This window comes from Prosthecobacter sp., from assembly GCF_044227185.1.
Classification (GTDB): domain Bacteria; phylum Verrucomicrobiota; class Verrucomicrobiia; order Verrucomicrobiales; family Verrucomicrobiaceae; genus Prosthecobacter.
In genome coordinates this window covers 60,570-76,997 of the sequence record NZ_JBGAFO010000005.1, presented here as the reverse complement: position 1 = coordinate 76,997, position 16,428 = coordinate 60,570, and the positions used below count along the sequence as shown (strand labels likewise).

Sequence of the window (16,428 nt, the reverse complement as noted above, 5' to 3'; positions counted from 1 at the left end):
CGTGGCAACCTTGGCACCCCAACAGTTGCCGTGTAAAATCAGTTGCAGGACGGTCAGTGCGGGCTGGGAGGCTCCCTTGACGATGGACAAAAAGGCGGACACACACTTAGGATGCGGCCTCCATGAATATGGCGGTGAATTACGACGATCAGATCCAGCGCATCCGGGCAAAGCTCAAGGCGGCGCAGAAAGCCGACAGCGGGCTGAAGGTCTTTGGGGCGAGTTCCCACCGCTACCAGATGAACGCGCCTGCCAGCGAAGATGAAGTACGTGCCTTTGAGGCGAAGTACTCGCTGAGGCTGCCGGGGTGCTACCGGGCCTTTGTGACGCAGATTGGCAACGGCGGCCCCTATTCTCAGGGGAGTGCTGCGGGTCCGTTTTATGGCATCTATCCGCTTGGCGAGTCTGTGAACGAGCTTGTCAGTGATCCGGTTTTGTTTTTGAGCAGGCCGGCCATTCTGAAGCCTGGCATGACAAAGGAAGAATGGGCCGCGCTGACCCAGGGGCTGGAGGAGGCGGGCGAGAGGTCGGATGAAGACTATGAAGCTGAAAAGGGCAGGATCTACGCCGGGGTGATGCCGCTTGGCTCTCAGGGCTGCACTTACATTCACGCCCTGGTGCTGAACGGGTCTTACGAGGGCAGGGTGGTGAACGTGGACCTCGGCCAGGAGGTCGCATTTGCGCACGAGAACACGTTTCTCGACTGGTATGAGCGCTGGCTGGACGAGGTGATCTCCGGCATCCTGATGCAGGACGGGCCTTCCTGGTTTGGCTACACCATGGGCGGGGATGATGTGCACCTCATGCGAGTGTATGCGGGTGCAAACAGCCGCACCCAACGGCTGGAGGCACTCAAGGGCCTGGGAAAGCTGCTGACAGCAACAGGAGCTACCTGCCAGAAGCTGCTGGAGCTGTGTGAAGATGGCGGTGCCGAGGTGCGCAGGTGCGCGGTGCAAATGCTGGCCAAGTTTGCTTACCCCATGGCGCGGGCACCTCTTCATGCGCACCTCATGGGCGGGGATGAAGACTGCCTGGTGGCCTTGCAGAGCATTCGCTGGTATGCGGGAGAACAGGCGGGCCAGTGGGTCGATCTGCTCAGAAAGCGCCTGCCTTCCATCAAGGCGGAGGAAACGTTTCGATTCGCCTGCTACCTGCTGCAGGACGCAGGGGTGGATTTTGGCGAGGACCTCAGGCCATTCTGCCAACACGCCAATGAGGAAATTCGTTCGACCGCCATCTGGTCTTTGGGAAAACTGAAGCGAAAGAAAGATTTCGTGGATGCCTTCATCGGAGGATTGGATGACGCCTCCCCGAAAGTGGTGCACACCGCGCTGCAGGCTCTTGCAGGTGTCCGGGACTCCCGGCTCCAGGCGGCCTATGCCCGCGTCGGAGAACGATTCAAGACGGAGGAGCGCTACGTGCTGGCCAATCTAAAGCTCCGGCTGAAGGAGATGGGAACGGTGGCGAGGGTATGGGATGGACTGAGAGATATTGCTTCGTGGTGCGCATCAGGCACAGGACGCGAGAGGTGATTCGCCTCCCATGCGTGTGAGCCTTCGATGAGTGAAAATGTGCTTTTTTCCCGTGCCGCCCCTCGCCCTCGCCCCCGCCGTCCCTTCACCTCAAAGTTGCCGAGTTGCCGTGCTTAGGCTGGGCAACCGGCAACCAGGCGAGAAGCAAGCCCAAACCGAATGCGCAGTGGAGCGCAACTAGACGCACTCAAACGCAGGAATGCGCTGGACGTGGAAGTCATTTCACGAGAGGCCGCGAAAATGCACGGCAACTTAAGAGGGGGGAAGTTGCCGCTGCTCATGGCCTGATGGACCGAATGTGAATCTCCTGAACTCGCTCATCCTTCGTGCTGGATGTTGGGCGGGAACGCTGCTCAAATCAGTGAATCTGCCACCCGCCCTTCGGCCTCGGCATCAAGCTTCCAAACCGGCCTCAACCGATGAAAACAATTCCTGTGATGATCTTGATCATGCTTGCTCCGGCCTTTTTTCACTGCCGTGCCGCACCGCCGAAGGACGTCTCATCGCTTCTCGTCCCCATCATCCAGCAAAATGACGTCCCGGGAATGGCCGCCGCCGTTCTTCGCAAAGGCGAGATCGTCGCCTTCGGCGTTGCCGGTGTCCGTACCCGCGGCAAGGGGGACAAGATCGCCGCCACGGACCTCTTCCATCTCGGTTCCGATACCAAGGCGATGACCGCCTTCCTCTGCGGCATCCTCGTGGACGAGGGGAAGCTGAAGTGGAGCCAGACTCTGGGTGAAACTTTTCCCGAGCTGAAGAAGACCATGCATCCGCAGTATCAGGCCGTCACGCTCGAGCAGCTCCTCACGCAGCGCAGCGGTGCCCCCGGGGACGTCGAGAAAGACGAAATCTGGGGCAGGCTCTACCAGCACCGTGGCTCGGCCACCAGCGCGCGCCAGATGCTCCTGCGAGCCGTCACCTCCAAGCCGCCCGCCGCCACGCCCGGTGAAAAATACATTTATTCCAACGCCGGCTTTTCCATCGCCGGTCACATGGCCGAGAAAGCCACCGGCAAACCATGGGAGGACCTCATGCGTGAAAAAATCTTCCGACCGCTGGGGATGACCACCGCCGGTTTCGGCCCGCCTGGAACACCCGCAAAAAACGATCAACCCCGTGGGCACAAAGCCGGTGGCTCTCCCGTGGAGCCCGGCCCTGCGGCGGACAACCCTGCGGGCATCGGTCCGGCCGGCACCGTTCACTGCTCCATCGGAGACTGGGCCAAATTCATCGCTGCGCAGCTCCCTTCGTCCAAGGTCAAACTGGTCAAACCGGAAACTCTTCAGAAGCTCCATACGCCAGCTCCCGGCGAGCCCAAATACGCCATGGGCTGGATCGTTGCGGACGACCAGCCCTGGGCCGGCGGCCGCGCTCTCAGCCACGCGGGCAGCAACACCATGTGGATGGTCGTCGCCTGGCTGGCCCCCGCAAAGGATTCTGCCATCCTCGTCACCTGCAACCAGGCCAGCGGCAAGGCCTGCAACGACGCCGTTCTCGCGCTCATTGGCGATCTATTCAAAGACTAGCCGATCATGCGCGTGCTCTTTTTCTGCGGCCGGCTTCTGCTGGGCACGGCATGTGTCACCCAGCAGAGCCCATCCTATTCCCACGCGAGCGATGAAACGGAAGGTGAACCGAGAGGCCTTAAAAAGGTGGGCGGTTATGGCCTGGGCCTTATCCAGGGAATTTTGGCCGACCTTTGCCGCAGCGGCTGTTCGTTTTCTCCATAAAGCCCTCCTTGGTTGTCCCACCTTCAGCCTTGTTCTGATGATTCGTGTCTTGTTCTCAGCCAGCGGCCCGATCGTTTGATTCAAGTGAGCGCGCAAGACATGGCTCATTCTTCGATGACCGGCTCGGCCTCCAGGGAATGCTCGTCGTCATCATCCTCGAGGTGCTCCACCCGGAAGAGCGTCATCAGCAGCCGGCCGGCCCAGCGGTACACGTTCTGGTGGGCCACCTGGTCACGCATGAGCCGCATGCGCTGCTGCTGGCGGCGGAGTGGCATGGCGAGCGCCGCTTCAATGGCGGTGGCGATTTCCTCGATGGCATACGGATTGATGGTCAGCGCCTGTGGCAGCTCCCGGGAGGCGCCGGTGAACTTGCTCAGGATGAGCACGCCGTGCTCGTCATTGCGGCTGGCCACAAACTCCTTCGCCACGAGGTTCATGCCATCATGAAGGGAGTTCACCATGAAGAAGTCCGCCATCTGGTGCAGGGCCATCATGGCGTCCGGACCGTGGTGCTCCTTTAACAGGTGCACCGGCTGCCATTCAGCGGTGCCGTAGCGTGAGTTGATCCGCTCCACGGCCGCGTCCACGGCCTCCTGCTCTGCACGGTAGCTGCTGAGGTTGTCCCGGCTGGGCACGGCGATCTGCACAAAGCAGACCTTTTCCCGCCATTCTGGATGGCTCGCAAAAAAATACTCCAGACCATGGATGCGCTGCGGGATGCCTTTGGAATAGTCCAGCCGCTCGATGCTGGCCCCCAGTTTCCGCCCCTTCAGGCCAGGCAGCTTCTGGTGCCACAGGCTGGTGGCCGCCTTCACCTTGGGAGACGCCGCTTTGCGGCTGTCCTCCGCGAAGTCAATGCTGATGGGAAACGGCCGCACGCGCGTGACGTGTCCGCCTTTGGAAATTTCGCTGCGGTCCGTGTCCACCCGCGCCTCCAGCGTCCGGTCCACGGTATCAAGAAAGTTCTGGCAATGGTAATGGACGTGAAAGCTCAGCAGGTCATTGCCGAGCAGGCCGTCCAGCAGCTCCTCTCCCCATGGGAAGGCGCGGAACACCTCGCGGTTCGGCCATGGGATGTGCCAGAAGTGGGCGCAGACGATCTTCCCGCCGCTCATTTCCCTCAGCATGCGGGGCAGCAGGCAGAAGTGGTAGTCCTGGATGAAAACCAGCGCCCTTTCGCCATCCACCTCCCGCAGCACGGCCTCGGCAAAGATGCGGTTCGCCTCCTTGTAGGCCTGCCAGTCCTGCGGGCGAAATTCAGGCCGCGTGAAAGTGATGTGGCACAGCGGCCACAGTCCTTCGTTGGACAGGCCGTAGTAGAAGCCGCGCTCCAGCTCAGGCTCCAGCCAGACACGGCGCAGCTTGTAGCCGGGCGCCTCCGGCGGCACCATCACGCAGTCCTGCGCATCCACCGTCTCGCGGTCCGCGTCTCCCGCGCCGTGGGCGATCCAGGTGCCCCCCGAGGCCATCATGATGGGATGCAGCGCCGTGGCCATCCCGCTGGCCGGGCGGATGCACTCCACCGTGCCCTGCTCCTTTCTGCGGTGCATGAAGGGTTCCCGGTTTGACACCACGATGAATTTCCTGCCGTTGAGCCGCGACTCAATCAACCGGTGCAGCCTCTCACGGTCCCAGGTGTGTTCCTGAAACGGGGTGAACAGTCTGGACCATTGCTTTTTGTCGAAGGGAGACGCAATCAGTCGCCGGATCTGCCGTCGGGTCGCATGAGGTTCTCGCATGGCCGATCTTCCTTCCCACTCGGGGCCAAAGCAAACCACCGCCGCCCTGAACCTGGTGTAGTGGCTCATACCACAGGCATTTCCACCAGCGCGGAACCTCTTTGTGCACCGTCTTTTTCAAAGATCGAAAATCAAGGGCGGTCTGAGTTGAGAATGGCTCCCATCCAGGTGGTGAACTGCGCCACAAAATCCGGCGGTCGCGTGTGTTTGGAGACGCCTTCGTACAGTTTGAGCGTGACCTTGGCCCCCAGAATCTTCTCCAGATGTCCTGCATACGCCTTCGTGAGCCCGACGTTTCCCTCATGCTCCTCCGCGCCACAAAAACAAAAATAAACCTGCGAAGCATGCGCAGGCAGTCTCTGCTCAGAAGCCTTCGGCGATCCCATGCCGCCGGGAGACATCAAAATGGCTCCCCGATAGGAGTCAGGATAAAGAGTCGCGAGATCAGCAGCCACCATCGCGCCCTGGGAAAAGCCGAACAGCCCCACTCGCTTCAAATCCACCTTCAGACCCGCCGTGAGTGCCTTGAGCCTGTCTTGAATGTAGGCATGGTCTGCCACCGGTTCCTCTGACCACTGCTGTGTGTCATCTCCGAGATCCGTTGTCGCAGGAAAGCCAATGATCACCGCACCCAGTGCGTCCGCATGCTGCTGCATGGCTTCCACAGTGGCGCCGGCGAAATACCCCTCGGGCGAGTAGCCGCGGTACCCGTGCAGCCACACCGCCACGGGCAGGGGCCCTTCAGCGGCGTTCTTTGGGACAAACAAAAAAGGCTTCGCCTTGGCCGCCTCCGAGGCTGTGGCGATGAGAAGGAAAAGAACCGTGGCGAGGATGTGCTTCATAAGGCGGATGTTTGCAGCGCAGGAGGGAAGGGCGATGCTAGAGCGCACAAGACCATTTGTCGAGGTTTGCCAGCCAGCCCGTATTTTGATTGCCAAGGGAGCGCATTTACGGCAAAACCAGCGCATGAACCTGCAAACGCGATGCAGTGACAGATAAAACCCCGCGTCCGGTCACCGAGGTGACACTCATCGTGCATCTATCTCTTCCATACAAAGACCATGAGGTTGTCATCACTGCTGAGCCGCATGACATTTCGCGCTCCGCAGACAATGGGTGTGCATCCCGGGAGGAAAGTTTTTTGGGCGATGAAGGTTTCCATCCCTCATCACGCCATCGGGTTGTGGTCCGGAGCGGCACCACCATTGTGGCGTCTCGTGTGCTTATGGCGGCGGGCGGGGCCAGTGGTGTCCATACGCATTCGGCGTTCATCCGGGATGATGCATGCTTTCTCGCGGTCGGCCCCTTTGTCTGCGCCCTGGAGCTCCCGGCGCTGCGGTTGCTCTGGCATGCCTGCGCAGACACCGCAACGTGCTTCGGGGTGTATGACGCTCCGGGATATTCCAGCCTCATTTCCCATGGAGAACTTGAGATCGCGCGCTTCAGCTATTCAGGTGAGCTGCTCTGGTCGGAAAGCGGACGGGACATTTTTTCCGAGGGTTTCGAACTCCATGCCGGTCATGCGGAGGCCATAGACTTCAATGGCGTTCGCTATCGATTCGATCTTCAAACGGGACGGTCCATGGAATCGCCAGGATCATAAGTTCTGTCCCACTGTCACCCGAAGTCCGGGATGCCATGCTTTCCAATGAGATCGTATGATGATGCGATACGGGTTCCCGCCCTACCGCCGGTGCTTGTCAATCCAGCCAGTTTTCGGCACGGAGATTTGGAATGTTTTGGAAGTCGATGAGATTGCGCGTCAGCAGTGTGGCATCATGAGCCAGGCAGATGGCGGCGATCTTGAGGTCCATGGTGCCGATGCGTGGATGTTTCGGGCGCAGCCGCTCGAAGGCCGTCGCGGCTTCCGAATCGAACGGCAGGATGGGAAGCTGAAGCAGGGCTTCGATGCTGCTCTGAAGCCGGGCGTAAATGGCCATCTGCGCACGGCCCGGGGCATGGCGTTTCAGGAGTGCGAGCCAGCCCTGCACAGTTTCCTCGACGGCAACGATGCATGTGAAGACATCTGCCCGCATATCCAGAATGCGCCGCTGAAGTTTGCGGCCTGCCAGGGTTCCCGCAGCTCACGAAAGTGATTGGTGTCGAGGACGACAAATATCGTCCTCTACCTGCGCTTGTTTTCACGCTTTCGCCAGAGGGCGCCTAGCCGGGCGGCTTCACGATCCAGATCGTCGCCCTTCGCGGTGCCAATAATGGCCTGCCATGCTGGTTTGCCGGCAGACGAAACCTTGGCTTCGAGAGCGGCAAGCCGCCGTCTTACCGCCACGAGTTCCTGTGCGATGACCTTGGTGCTCATGATGAGTATAAAATGCCATCTATCTGGAAAATGCCATCTATCTGGAAGATGCGCAAGTGTGACGCCAGGGGCAGATTTGCCTCCCGCGAGATGCGCGCATGCGGCCTACCGCCTGTGCTTGTCATTAAAATTTGCCACGGTCCTCGCGGCCTCTCGCTTCTCCGCCTTGTCCTTCAGGTCCTGGCGCTGGTCCCCGTGGGTTTTGCCTTTGCCCACGCCGAGTTCGATCTTGATACGCGGGCCTTTCCAGTACGCGCGCAGCACGGGGAGGGCCAGGCCCTTCTGCTGGGTCTGCGCCAGCAGCTTCATGATTTCGTTCTTATGCAGCAGCAGCCGCCGCGTGCGCCTCGGCTCGTGCGTGGTGTGGCTGGCCTTGTCGTAGGTCTGGATGTCGCAGTTGTAGAGCCAGACCTGGCCGCGGTCCACGCGGGCAAAGGCGTCCGAGAGATTGAGCTTGCCGAGGCGGATGGACTTCACCTCGGTGCCGCGCAGTTCCAGACCCGCCTCGTATTTTTCGAGGATGTGGTAGTCGCGTGCGGCTTTGCGGTTCGTGGCGATCTCGGACATGGGTCGCGCGGAAGGAACCGCAGGTTGATGACGAAAAACGGGCGGTTCTGCCGGGAAGGGCAGGGGTGGCCTAGTTCTTGTCGATGGTGGCAAGGGTGATCTTGCCCTGGATGATCTCCATGAGGGCAAGGTCGGCCTCACGCAGGCCGGGGCGGCGCTCGACGAGCACGGCGTGACCCGCCGCGATCTGACGGACGCGCTTGGAGACCATGTTGATCAGGATGGGTGGATCTTTGACGATTTGCGCGGCTTGTTCGACGAGGTCAGCTCTCATGAGGGTGAGTTGGGGCTGGGATTTGGGGAGCAGAGAGAATAATGGGTGAGCGCCAGGGCGCAACTGTTATGTTCCTGCTTTTCCCCTTGCGGAACCGGGGCCGGTACTGTCTGATCGGCGCTCGATTTTAACCCATGAAGAAAGCGCTCATCACCGGCATCACAGGACAGGACGGTTCCTATCTCACCGAATTGCTGCTCGCAAAGGGCTATGAGGTGCACGGGATCATCCGCCGGGCTTCGAGCTTCAATACCGGGCGCCTGGAGCATTTGTTTCAGCCAGACTCCCACCTTCCCTCCAAGCACCTGCATCTGCATTACGGCGACCTGATGGACTCCGTGGCGCTGGTGAAGCTGCTCTATGAACTGCGGCCGGACGAAGTCTATAACCTTGGCGCTCAGAGTCATGTGCGTGTGTCGTTTGACGTGCCGGAGAGCACCGGGGACATCGTGGGTCTGGGCACCCAGCGCATTCTGGAGGCTATCCGCGAGACCGGTCTGGTGGGCAAGGTGCGCTTCTACCAGGCCTCCTCCTCGGAGATGTTTGGCAAAGTCCAGGCCGTGCCGCAGATCGAGACCACCCCCTTCTGGCCCCGCTCCCCCTACGCCTGTGCCAAGGTGTATGGCCACTGGCTGACGGTGAACTACCGCGAGAGCTACGGCCTCCACGCCAGCAGCGGCATCCTTTTCAACCACGAGTCCCCCCGCCGTGGCGAGACCTTCGTGACCCGCAAGATCACCCGCGCCGCCACCCGCATCAAAATGGGCCTGCAGGACAGGCTCTACCTCGGGAACATGGATGCCAAACGCGACTGGGGCTACGCCAAGGACTACGTGGAGATGATGTGGATGATGCTCCAGCAGGACGAGCCGGACGATTATGTGATCGCCACCAACGAGACTCACAGCGTGAAGGAATTTGTGCAGGAGACCTTCGGCGCCCTGGACCTCGACTGGGAAAAGTACGTGAGCTACGACGCCCGCTATGAGCGCCCGGCGGAGGTGGACCTCCTGATCGGCGATCCCGCCAAGGCCCGCCAGAAGCTGGGCTGGGAGCCAAAAGTGAAGTTCAAGGAACTCGTCCAGATCATGGTGGAGGCCGACCTGAAGCTGGCCAGGCACGAGCTGGCGGTGAAAAATGCGACCGCTGCTTGATTTGGGCGGGTCGCTCCGTTTGAACGAACCATGAAAAAAATCGGCATCGGGATCATCGGCGGCGGCCTCATGGGCCGGGAAATGGCCAGCGCCTTCGCACGCTGGTGCGCGCTGATGGATGTGGAGGTGCAGCCGGAGCTGGTGGCGGTGGCGGATCTCGTCGAGGATGTGCGGAACTGGTTCCGCCGCATCCCCTCCTGCTCACAGATCACCGGAGACTATCACGAGCTGCTGGCCAATCCCGCCGTGGACGTGGTCTATGTGGCGGTGCCGCACCATCTGCACGAAAAAATCTACTGCGATGTCCTGGCTGCGGGAAAGGATCTCTTCGCGGAAAAGCCCTTCGGCATCGACCTCGCCTCCGCCCGCCGCATCGAGGACGCGGTCAAAGCCTCGGGCCGTTTTGTGCGCTGCAGCTCGGAGTTCCCCTTCCTCCCTGGCGCCCAGCGGGTCATGCAGGCCGTGAAGGACGGCAAGCTGGGCCGCGTGCTGGAAGTGGTGGCCGCCTTCCACCACAGCAGCGACCTGGACTCCACCAAGCCCGCAAACTGGAAGCGCAAATCCGCCACCTGCGGCGAAATCGGCGTGCTGGGAGACCTCGGCATGCACGCCTGCCACATTCCGCTGCGCCTCGGCTGGCGGCCTAGCCGGCTGTATGCCCAGCTCCAAAAAGGCTACCCGCAGCGGCCGGACGGCCGGGGCGGTATTGCCGAATGCGACACATGGGACAACGCTTTGCTCAGCTGCTGGACGCACATCGGCGGACACGAGGTACCAATGCGCCTGGAGATGAAACGGATGGCTCCCGGAGAGACAAACACCTGGTACATCGAGGTGCTCGGCACCGAAGGAGGCGTGCGTTTCAGCACCAAGGAGCCCAAAACTCTCTGGCTGTTTGAAAACGGAAAAGAGCAGTTCTGGAAAAAGACAGACCTCGGCTTCGGCATGCCTTTCAAGACCGTCACGGGCGGCATTTTTGAACCAGGATTTCCCGACATGATCCAGCAGATGTGGGCCGCGTTCCTCATGGAGCGTGAAGGCCTGCTGGGCGGACGCTGCGGCTGCGCCACCGTGGAGGAAGCCGTGGCCACGCAGGAGATCTTTGCGGCGGCGCTGGCCTCTCACGAGCAGGGTGTGGTGCAGGCGCTGTGAGGTCCTGCCACCTCCTCTGTTCGCCTTTGTTTTACGCCTTTCCTCCCGACGGGATGATCTGGGGGTAGTCAGCCAGTTGAATCAGCGGAATCCCATAGCGTCCGGCAATGGCATCGGCTTCAGACTCAGGATAGTCGTCGCGGTAATAGACCTCTTTGACACCGTAGGCACACAGCATTTGCATGCAGCTCGTGCAGGGCTTCGTGGTGCATGCCACGAGCCTGACATTGCCGCGGGTGAAAAGGCTGCACAGGTTCACTTCGGCATGCAGCATGTATTTACGCCGTGCATCGCGGTCTGCCCAGAAATCGGCATCGGCGTTGTAGCCTGGGGCGAGGCCGTTGTAGGCCGTGCCGATGACTCGATTGTCGAAGTCAATCGCCACAGCCCCCACTTTTCGAAACGGGTCCTCCGAGCGCAGGCTGGCCACGTGGGCCAGGGCCATGGCGTATTCGGGAATGGACAGGCGTGCCGCAGGGAGGGGAGGAGCTTCTACAAGCATGAGGGCACATGAACTTTGAAAGGAAGCCACGTCAATCAAGAGAGCAAAAGGGGTTACTTTTCGAGTCTGCGCAAATTCATTTGAACATGTTTAGATGAACATGTATGATGAAATTAAAAATTTATAGCCCATCCCAATGAATTCCTTCAATTCTAAGCAAATTCCGCTTTGGAAACTCTTCGGCAAATTGCGCAGCTTGATCGTTGTGGCTCCTCAGGCCAATGTGCCTCACCGGTCCTGGGACAGGGCGTCTTCGCGGGAGATCCAGTTGGAGTTTGATTTTGAACGCAGGAAATGAAAGCCGGTGAAAACAGCCGCGAGCATTTCAGATATTCTTTTAAGACTTAAAAAGCGGCCCCCTCCGGCTGTATGGGAGTGTAATCAGCCAAATTGTTGAATATCAAGGAAGGAAATGTGGCGAAATCGGGAGAAATTTGGTATGGACAAAAGCAGTTAAAATTGCTTGTATCGGGGTTTAATTCCCGACCCACTCTCTCCCGTCATGCTGATTAAACACTCTCGACCCATACCCATCAATTCCCTTTTGATGGCGCTGACCTTCACGGCCGGCTGTTTGCTGCCGCTGCGTTCGAACGCTCAGTTTGGGGTCTCCCCTTCCCAGACCAGCAACTTTTTTAATGACCTTCGCAATCGTACCGGGCAGATGAAAAAGGCCACCCAGTCGGCGGCGCGCACCGGCGATGTGGTCTATGATTATGAGAAAGGGGCTTACGTCAGCCAGGAAGACCAGGAGGGCTATCAGAGTCTTCAGCAGTTGCTGCGTTCTGACCGTCAGATTTCGCAGCCCTCCGTCCGAAGCGGCAGCTCCGCATTCGCCGCTCGTGCGGTGGGTGACTACACCACCTACTCCGGCCAGTATTCCCAGGCGTTGAGCTACTTTGCTCCCACCTACACATCGGACCCTTTCCTGTCTGGAAAGCGCAATCTGACGCTTGGCCCGGTGAACATCGGCCTGGGACTCTATCAGGGTCTGGAGTATAACAGCAACATCCGTCGTACGGCGGTCCCGGTGTCTGACATCATCAGCAGCACCCTGCTGAACATCAGCGCCAACTACCGCGTGTCTGCCAACAATGTGCTGAGCTTTACGGGCGGCATCGGTGTGGACCATTATTTTAGTCACCCTGAGCTGGCTGCCTATGGAAACGGAAACTACCTGTTGAACGTCCTGCCAGGCACGACCCTCGCCTTCGACATCAAGGCCGGACCGGTGAACATCACCATCTATGACCGCATGTCCATGCGTCCGGCGCTTAACAATGCGTTTGTGGGAGCGGCGAATAATTCGAGCTTCGGTGTGTTCCAGAACGACTTCGGCGTCGCCGCAAACTGGCAGATCAACTCCGCCTGGTCTCTGGCTGTCAACTACACGAACACACTGTCCGAAGCGCTGGGCAGCTCCAACAGCCAGTTCAGCCGTACCATGAATTCGCTGCATGCCTCGTTGACCTACAGCCCGACTGCCACCTGGATCTTGGGAACGGAAGGCGGCGTGTCATTCCTGAACTACGTGAAGCCGGTGCTGAACGATGCCGTCCTGTTCAACTGGGGTGCCTTTGTCAGCGTTCCGCTGGGCAAATCGACCGTGGTCAAACTTTCGGGCGGCATTCAGGTGTTTGACTTCGACAACCCCACCGTCGGTCCTCCTTCGGGCCCGGGAGACACCAACGACCTGAACAGCTACTATTACAATTTCAGCATTACCAATCAGCTCAATGCGCGTTTCAGCCACACGCTGACCGTGGGCCACGAATCCTCCATCAACCTGGCATCGAACTTTATCACCGCCGATTTCATCAACTACGGTGTTTCGATGGTGGCCTGGAAGGGCGGACGCTTCTCCGTGTCTGGCTACTATGAAAATTCCAAGCCGTCCCTTGTCGATCCTACCTTCGCGGGCACTGGCTATAAGCTGACCCAGTTCGGTGTGGATTTGTATTACACGCACCAGCTTTCCACCAAACTGCGCGCTGGAGCGGGCTACCACTTCGGTCGTGCCGATTACATCGGAGTGGTTGGAAGAGATGCGGACCAGAATGGTTTCTCCTTTGACCTGAACTACACCCTGACCGCCAAGGCCGGCCTCAACCTGGGCTATCGTTACTTTATCACCAACTACAAGCAGTCCACGGGTGACTCCACTCAGACCCGTGTCATCTTGGGCTTCAATTACAATTTCTAACGAAACGGCTTGTCGTAGGTCTATGACTTTGATACCAGCCTGGCCGGTGGTCGGCCTTGATGGCTGAGTTCATCAAATCATTTAACGTCATCATGAAAAAGCTATCACTGTCGTTCCTCCTGCTTGCCGCCGTCTCTAGTGTGAAGGCTCAAGATCCTGGATTCCGTCCCGCCGAGCCGTCGAGGGCGGTGCGCCAGGCTTCGCCATCTGGGAGCAGTGTGGCCAACCCAGGTGCGGCAGTGCTGACATCTATGGATGTCTTGGACAATCATAGGCCCATCTCCGTGGGAGACACCATCAGCATTCGTATTCTAGAAGACCGCCGGGAGGCGATGCAGCAGGTCGTTGCCGTGACCGGGGAGGTCCAGGCCCCCTACGTGGGGCTGGTTAACGCGAGAGGCAAGACCTGCCGTGAGCTGGCTTACACGATCAAGCGGGAGCTGGAGAAGAATTTTTTCAAGAATGCCACGGTGGTGATCGCGATCGACAGGCTCAATGAAAAGACCGAGATGGAAGAGCGGGTGGTGGACCTGGAGTTCTACGTGATGTTTGGCATCGTGGCCAAGCAGGGCAAATACGATCTTCCGGCCAACGAGGACATCTCCATCAGCCAGGCCATCCTGCGTGCGGGCGGCTTTGCCCAGTTTGCCAACAAGGAGCGGGTGAAAATCATCCGCAAGACCCCGCAAGGCAACAAGACCATTCTGGTCAATGTGGATGGCATCATGCGGCGGGGGGACCTCGAACGCGATGTGTTCATCCGCAAGGATGACGTCATCATCGTCGAGGAAAAGACCGTCAATTTCTGAGGTCGCAGGAACGGGCCGCCGGCGTTTCGAATCTAATTAAGGCAAAATTTGAGATAAAATCGAACAGAAGGACGGCCTAATAAATCCAATGGCGTAAAGCGGTGTTTTGAGCGAGTTTCCAGGCCCGCCGGATAGACGGGGGACGACAGGGATTCTGGCGGCCCGACAGAATAAATTTGGATTTTCGAAATCATGGAACAAAACCTCACTCTCCCAGGGCAGGCACAATCAAGCACCCTGAGCCGCATTCACGAGGCATCCGCCAAGTTTCAGCGCTACAAGATCCTGCTGCGGCGCCGCTGGTGGTTTCTGCTTCTCACGGCGAGCATTGGGGTTTGCGTGCAGGCCCTCCGCATCACGGGGCGTCCCCAGGAGTTTCGCTCGCTGGCTAAGCTCGTGGCCGGGGGCCAGCTTGCATTTAACGACAACGTGACCTGGCGTGAGCAGCAGCAGGATTTCTATGGCACGATCATCGAAACAGTCGAAAGCGCCGAGATGAAGCACCGCGCGCTGGAGCGTGTCCGGGCGCTCAATCCGGACGTCAAGGATTCGGATGTGGAGATTCGCGTGGCCCAGACCAAGGGCTCCGCCATTTTCAACATTCTCGCGACGGGATCCGAACCCAAGTACACCAGAATCTTCTTGGACGCCCTGCTCGATGAGTTCATCGGGTTTCGGCAAAACATCCGCGAGCAGGCCCAGGGCAAGGTGCTCCAGCAGTTCCTGCAGGAGGTGGTGACCAAGCAGAAGGTCATGGAGGACAGCCTTGAGAATCTTACGAAGTTCAAGGCGGCCAACAACATCATCACGATCACCAACGGCAACAACCTTGCCGCCCAGTACCTGGGGAATCTGGAAGCACAGCGCATTGCGCAGCGCACGACGCTTGAGGAACTGCGCCTCGCGATTGCCAATGTGAACGCCGCCATGGAGGCGCGCGAACGCACGTTGAACTCCGCCGGTGCAGCCGCAGCGGCCGGAGCGCCGGCACCCGCCGGCACCGAGGGGGCGCAGCCTGGAGGCGGCGTCAAAACTGCGGAAGCCTCCCCTGGCCGCAATGGCATGACCATGGCGGAGCAGGACTACCTGCGCACCAAGTCGAAAATCACTGAATTGAAGACCAAGCTGGATTCTCTTCTGGTCCAGTTCAAGCAGCAGCACCCGATGGTGCAGGATGTGACGGAGGAGCTGGCGGCGCAGAAGTCGCTGCTCAACTCCTATGCGGAGCAGATCCAGCAGGAGATGCACACGCAGATGGAGGACATTCAGCGTCGTGTTCAGGTTTTGGATGCGCAGATCGCCGAGAAGCAAAAGGAGGCGCTGGACCTGGGCGGCAAGATCGCCCAGTTCGAGCAGCTGGAGAAAGCGGCGGAGTCGGCGAAGATGGCCTACGACAAGCTGTTTGAAAAGGTGGAGGGGATTCAGACCGGTTTCAACACCCAGGCAGACTTTGTGGCCATTCAGGAGCGTGCGACACCTGCCTCCGAGAACGTAGAAGACTGGGTGATGCCGATCGTGATCGGTCTCATCGGGGGCATGGGGGCCGGCATTGTGATCCTGCTGCTGTTTGACCGTCTGGATGACCGCATGAACTCCTACAGCGAGTTCCAGACCTTGTTCCCTGGCGAGGCGGTGCTGGGCCAGGTGCCTGAGCAGAGAAACCGCGGTGATGTGGCGCTGCTGCGTCCGAACGATGACCGCCACCTCTATGCCGAGGCGTTCCGCAATGTCCGCTCCTCCATTCTCTTCAAAAACTGGCAGGGCAAGCCGCCGAAGACCATTTTGATCACCAGTGCGGTGCCGAACGAGGGCAAGACCACCGTGACATCCAACCTGGCTGTGACCATGGCCCTGGCTGGAGCGCGGGTACTGCTGGCAGACTGCGACTTGCGCCGCGGCGGTGTGAGCGAACTCTTCAAGCTGCCCTCCACCCCGGGCCTGAGCGAGGCCCTGCGCGGGAAACTGCACTGGCGCGATGCCGTGCAGGAAACCAGCACGCGGAATCTGGACTTGCTGGCCCGCGGCGATGTGTTTGACCAGACCTCCGAAATGCTGCTTTCCAAGACTGCCGAGGAGATGCTGCGGGAGATGGGAGAGGAATACGACTACGTCATCTTCGACAGCGCCCCGGTGCTGGTGGCGGACGACACGGCGAGCTTTGCGCCGAAACTTGACTGCGTGCTCTTTGTGGTGCGCATGTCTTCCACAATGGCCCGTCTCTCCGGCAAGGCGCTGGACCTGCTGTATGAGCGCCAGGTGAACATCGGCGGTGTCATTCTCAACCGCTCCAGCTCGAACCTGAAGGAGTACACCTATTACAACTACGCCAGCTACTACTACGCCCCGGCCAAGGGCAATGCTCAGCAGCCACCTGAGCCTGCGGCTGCCAAGTCGTGAGTTGAAATCCTGAGGCATGTCATGGGGGCGGTCTGGCAAATCTGCCGCGCCC

15 protein-coding genes are annotated in these 16,428 nt (G+C 59.5%); 8 read left to right on the top strand and 7 right to left on the bottom strand.

What is annotated here, in order from left to right; genetic code table 11:
• Positions 1-122: 122 nt before the first annotated feature.
• Together ACILSQ_RS13370 and ACILSQ_RS13365 are read left to right on the top strand one after the other, a co-directional pair.
• A complete protein-coding gene (locus ACILSQ_RS13370) occupies positions 123-1,532 on the top strand; it encodes a HEAT repeat domain-containing protein (RefSeq protein WP_395744137.1) in 1,410 nt (469 codons plus the stop codon).
• Between the two features lie 419 nt (positions 1,533-1,951).
• Positions 1,952-3,058 (top strand): serine hydrolase domain-containing protein, encoded by a 1,107-nt coding sequence (locus tag ACILSQ_RS13365; RefSeq protein ID WP_395744136.1) that lies wholly within the window; start codon positions 1,952-1,954, stop codon positions 3,056-3,058.
• Positions 3,059-3,366: 308 nt separating this feature from the next.
• Here the strand turns inward: ACILSQ_RS13365 and ACILSQ_RS13360 are convergent, their stop codons facing one another.
• Both ACILSQ_RS13360 and ACILSQ_RS13355 read right to left on the bottom strand, forming a co-directional pair.
• Positions 3,367-4,872, bottom strand: coding sequence for a trehalose-6-phosphate synthase (locus tag ACILSQ_RS13360; protein ID WP_395744471.1), 1,506 nt, complete (start codon positions 4,870-4,872; stop codon positions 3,367-3,369).
• Between the two features lie 260 nt (positions 4,873-5,132).
• A complete protein-coding gene (locus ACILSQ_RS13355; protein WP_395744135.1) occupies positions 5,133-5,843 on the bottom strand; it encodes an alpha/beta hydrolase in 711 nt (236 codons plus the stop codon).
• Between the two features lie 146 nt (positions 5,844-5,989).
• Here ACILSQ_RS13355 and ACILSQ_RS13350 point away from each other — a divergent pair, with 146 nt between their 5' ends.
• Positions 5,990-6,604 carry a hypothetical protein gene (locus ACILSQ_RS13350; protein ID WP_395744134.1) on the top strand — a complete coding sequence of 205 codons (615 nt, stop codon included), beginning with the start codon at positions 5,990-5,992 and terminating at the stop codon, positions 6,602-6,604.
• Positions 6,605-6,701: 97 nt separating this feature from the next.
• Here the strand turns inward: ACILSQ_RS13350 and ACILSQ_RS13345 are convergent, their stop codons facing one another.
• The 4 genes from ACILSQ_RS13345 to ACILSQ_RS13330 all read right to left on the bottom strand — a co-directional run bounded on the left by ACILSQ_RS13345 (position 6,702) and on the right by ACILSQ_RS13330 (position 8,159).
• The gene (locus ACILSQ_RS13345; protein WP_395744470.1) at positions 6,702-7,046 is read right to left on the bottom strand and encodes a type II toxin-antitoxin system VapC family toxin; all 345 of its coding nucleotides are present in this window, start codon (positions 7,044-7,046) and stop codon (positions 6,702-6,704) included.
• A gap of 80 nt (positions 7,047-7,126) precedes the next feature.
• Positions 7,127-7,318, bottom strand: coding sequence for a hypothetical protein (locus ACILSQ_RS13340; protein ID WP_395744133.1), 192 nt, complete (start codon positions 7,316-7,318; stop codon positions 7,127-7,129).
• A 105-nt stretch (positions 7,319-7,423) separates the two neighbouring features.
• A complete protein-coding gene (gene smpB, locus ACILSQ_RS13335; protein WP_395744132.1) occupies positions 7,424-7,885 on the bottom strand; it encodes an SsrA-binding protein SmpB in 462 nt (153 codons plus the stop codon).
• Between the two features lie 70 nt (positions 7,886-7,955).
• The gene (locus ACILSQ_RS13330) at positions 7,956-8,159 is read right to left on the bottom strand and encodes a DNA-directed RNA polymerase subunit omega (RefSeq protein WP_395744131.1); all 204 of its coding nucleotides are present in this window, start codon (positions 8,157-8,159) and stop codon (positions 7,956-7,958) included.
• A 134-nt stretch (positions 8,160-8,293) separates the two neighbouring features.
• On the opposite strand from ACILSQ_RS13330, the gene gmd reads away from it, so the two are divergent.
• Together gmd and ACILSQ_RS13320 are read left to right on the top strand one after the other, a co-directional pair.
• The gene (gmd, locus tag ACILSQ_RS13325; RefSeq protein ID WP_395744130.1) at positions 8,294-9,313 is read left to right on the top strand and encodes a GDP-mannose 4,6-dehydratase; all 1,020 of its coding nucleotides are present in this window, start codon (positions 8,294-8,296) and stop codon (positions 9,311-9,313) included.
• A 30-nt stretch (positions 9,314-9,343) separates the two neighbouring features.
• Positions 9,344-10,465, top strand: a complete 1,122-nt coding sequence (locus ACILSQ_RS13320; protein WP_395744129.1) for a Gfo/Idh/MocA family protein — start codon at positions 9,344-9,346, stop codon at positions 10,463-10,465.
• Positions 10,466-10,496: 31 nt separating this feature from the next.
• On the opposite strand, the gene ACILSQ_RS13315 is transcribed toward ACILSQ_RS13320, so the two are convergent.
• Positions 10,497-10,967 carry a deoxycytidylate deaminase gene (locus tag ACILSQ_RS13315; RefSeq protein ID WP_395744128.1) on the bottom strand — a complete coding sequence of 157 codons (471 nt, stop codon included), beginning with the start codon at positions 10,965-10,967 and terminating at the stop codon, positions 10,497-10,499.
• A gap of 664 nt (positions 10,968-11,631) precedes the next feature.
• Here ACILSQ_RS13315 and ACILSQ_RS13310 point away from each other — a divergent pair.
• The 3 genes from ACILSQ_RS13310 (at position 11,632) to ACILSQ_RS13300 (ending at position 16,376) form a co-directional block, all read left to right on the top strand.
• Positions 11,632-13,170 carry an outer membrane beta-barrel protein gene (locus ACILSQ_RS13310; RefSeq protein ID WP_395744127.1) on the top strand — a complete coding sequence of 513 codons (1,539 nt, stop codon included), beginning with the start codon at positions 11,632-11,634 and terminating at the stop codon, positions 13,168-13,170.
• A gap of 284 nt (positions 13,171-13,454) precedes the next feature.
• Complete coding sequence (locus ACILSQ_RS13305; RefSeq protein WP_395744126.1) at positions 13,455-13,979, top strand: polysaccharide biosynthesis/export family protein; 525 nt, start codon at positions 13,455-13,457, stop codon at positions 13,977-13,979.
• Positions 13,980-14,171: 192 nt separating this feature from the next.
• The gene (locus tag ACILSQ_RS13300; protein WP_395744125.1) at positions 14,172-16,376 is read left to right on the top strand and encodes a polysaccharide biosynthesis tyrosine autokinase; all 2,205 of its coding nucleotides are present in this window, start codon (positions 14,172-14,174) and stop codon (positions 16,374-16,376) included.
• The last annotated feature ends 52 nt before the right edge of the window (positions 16,377-16,428 follow it).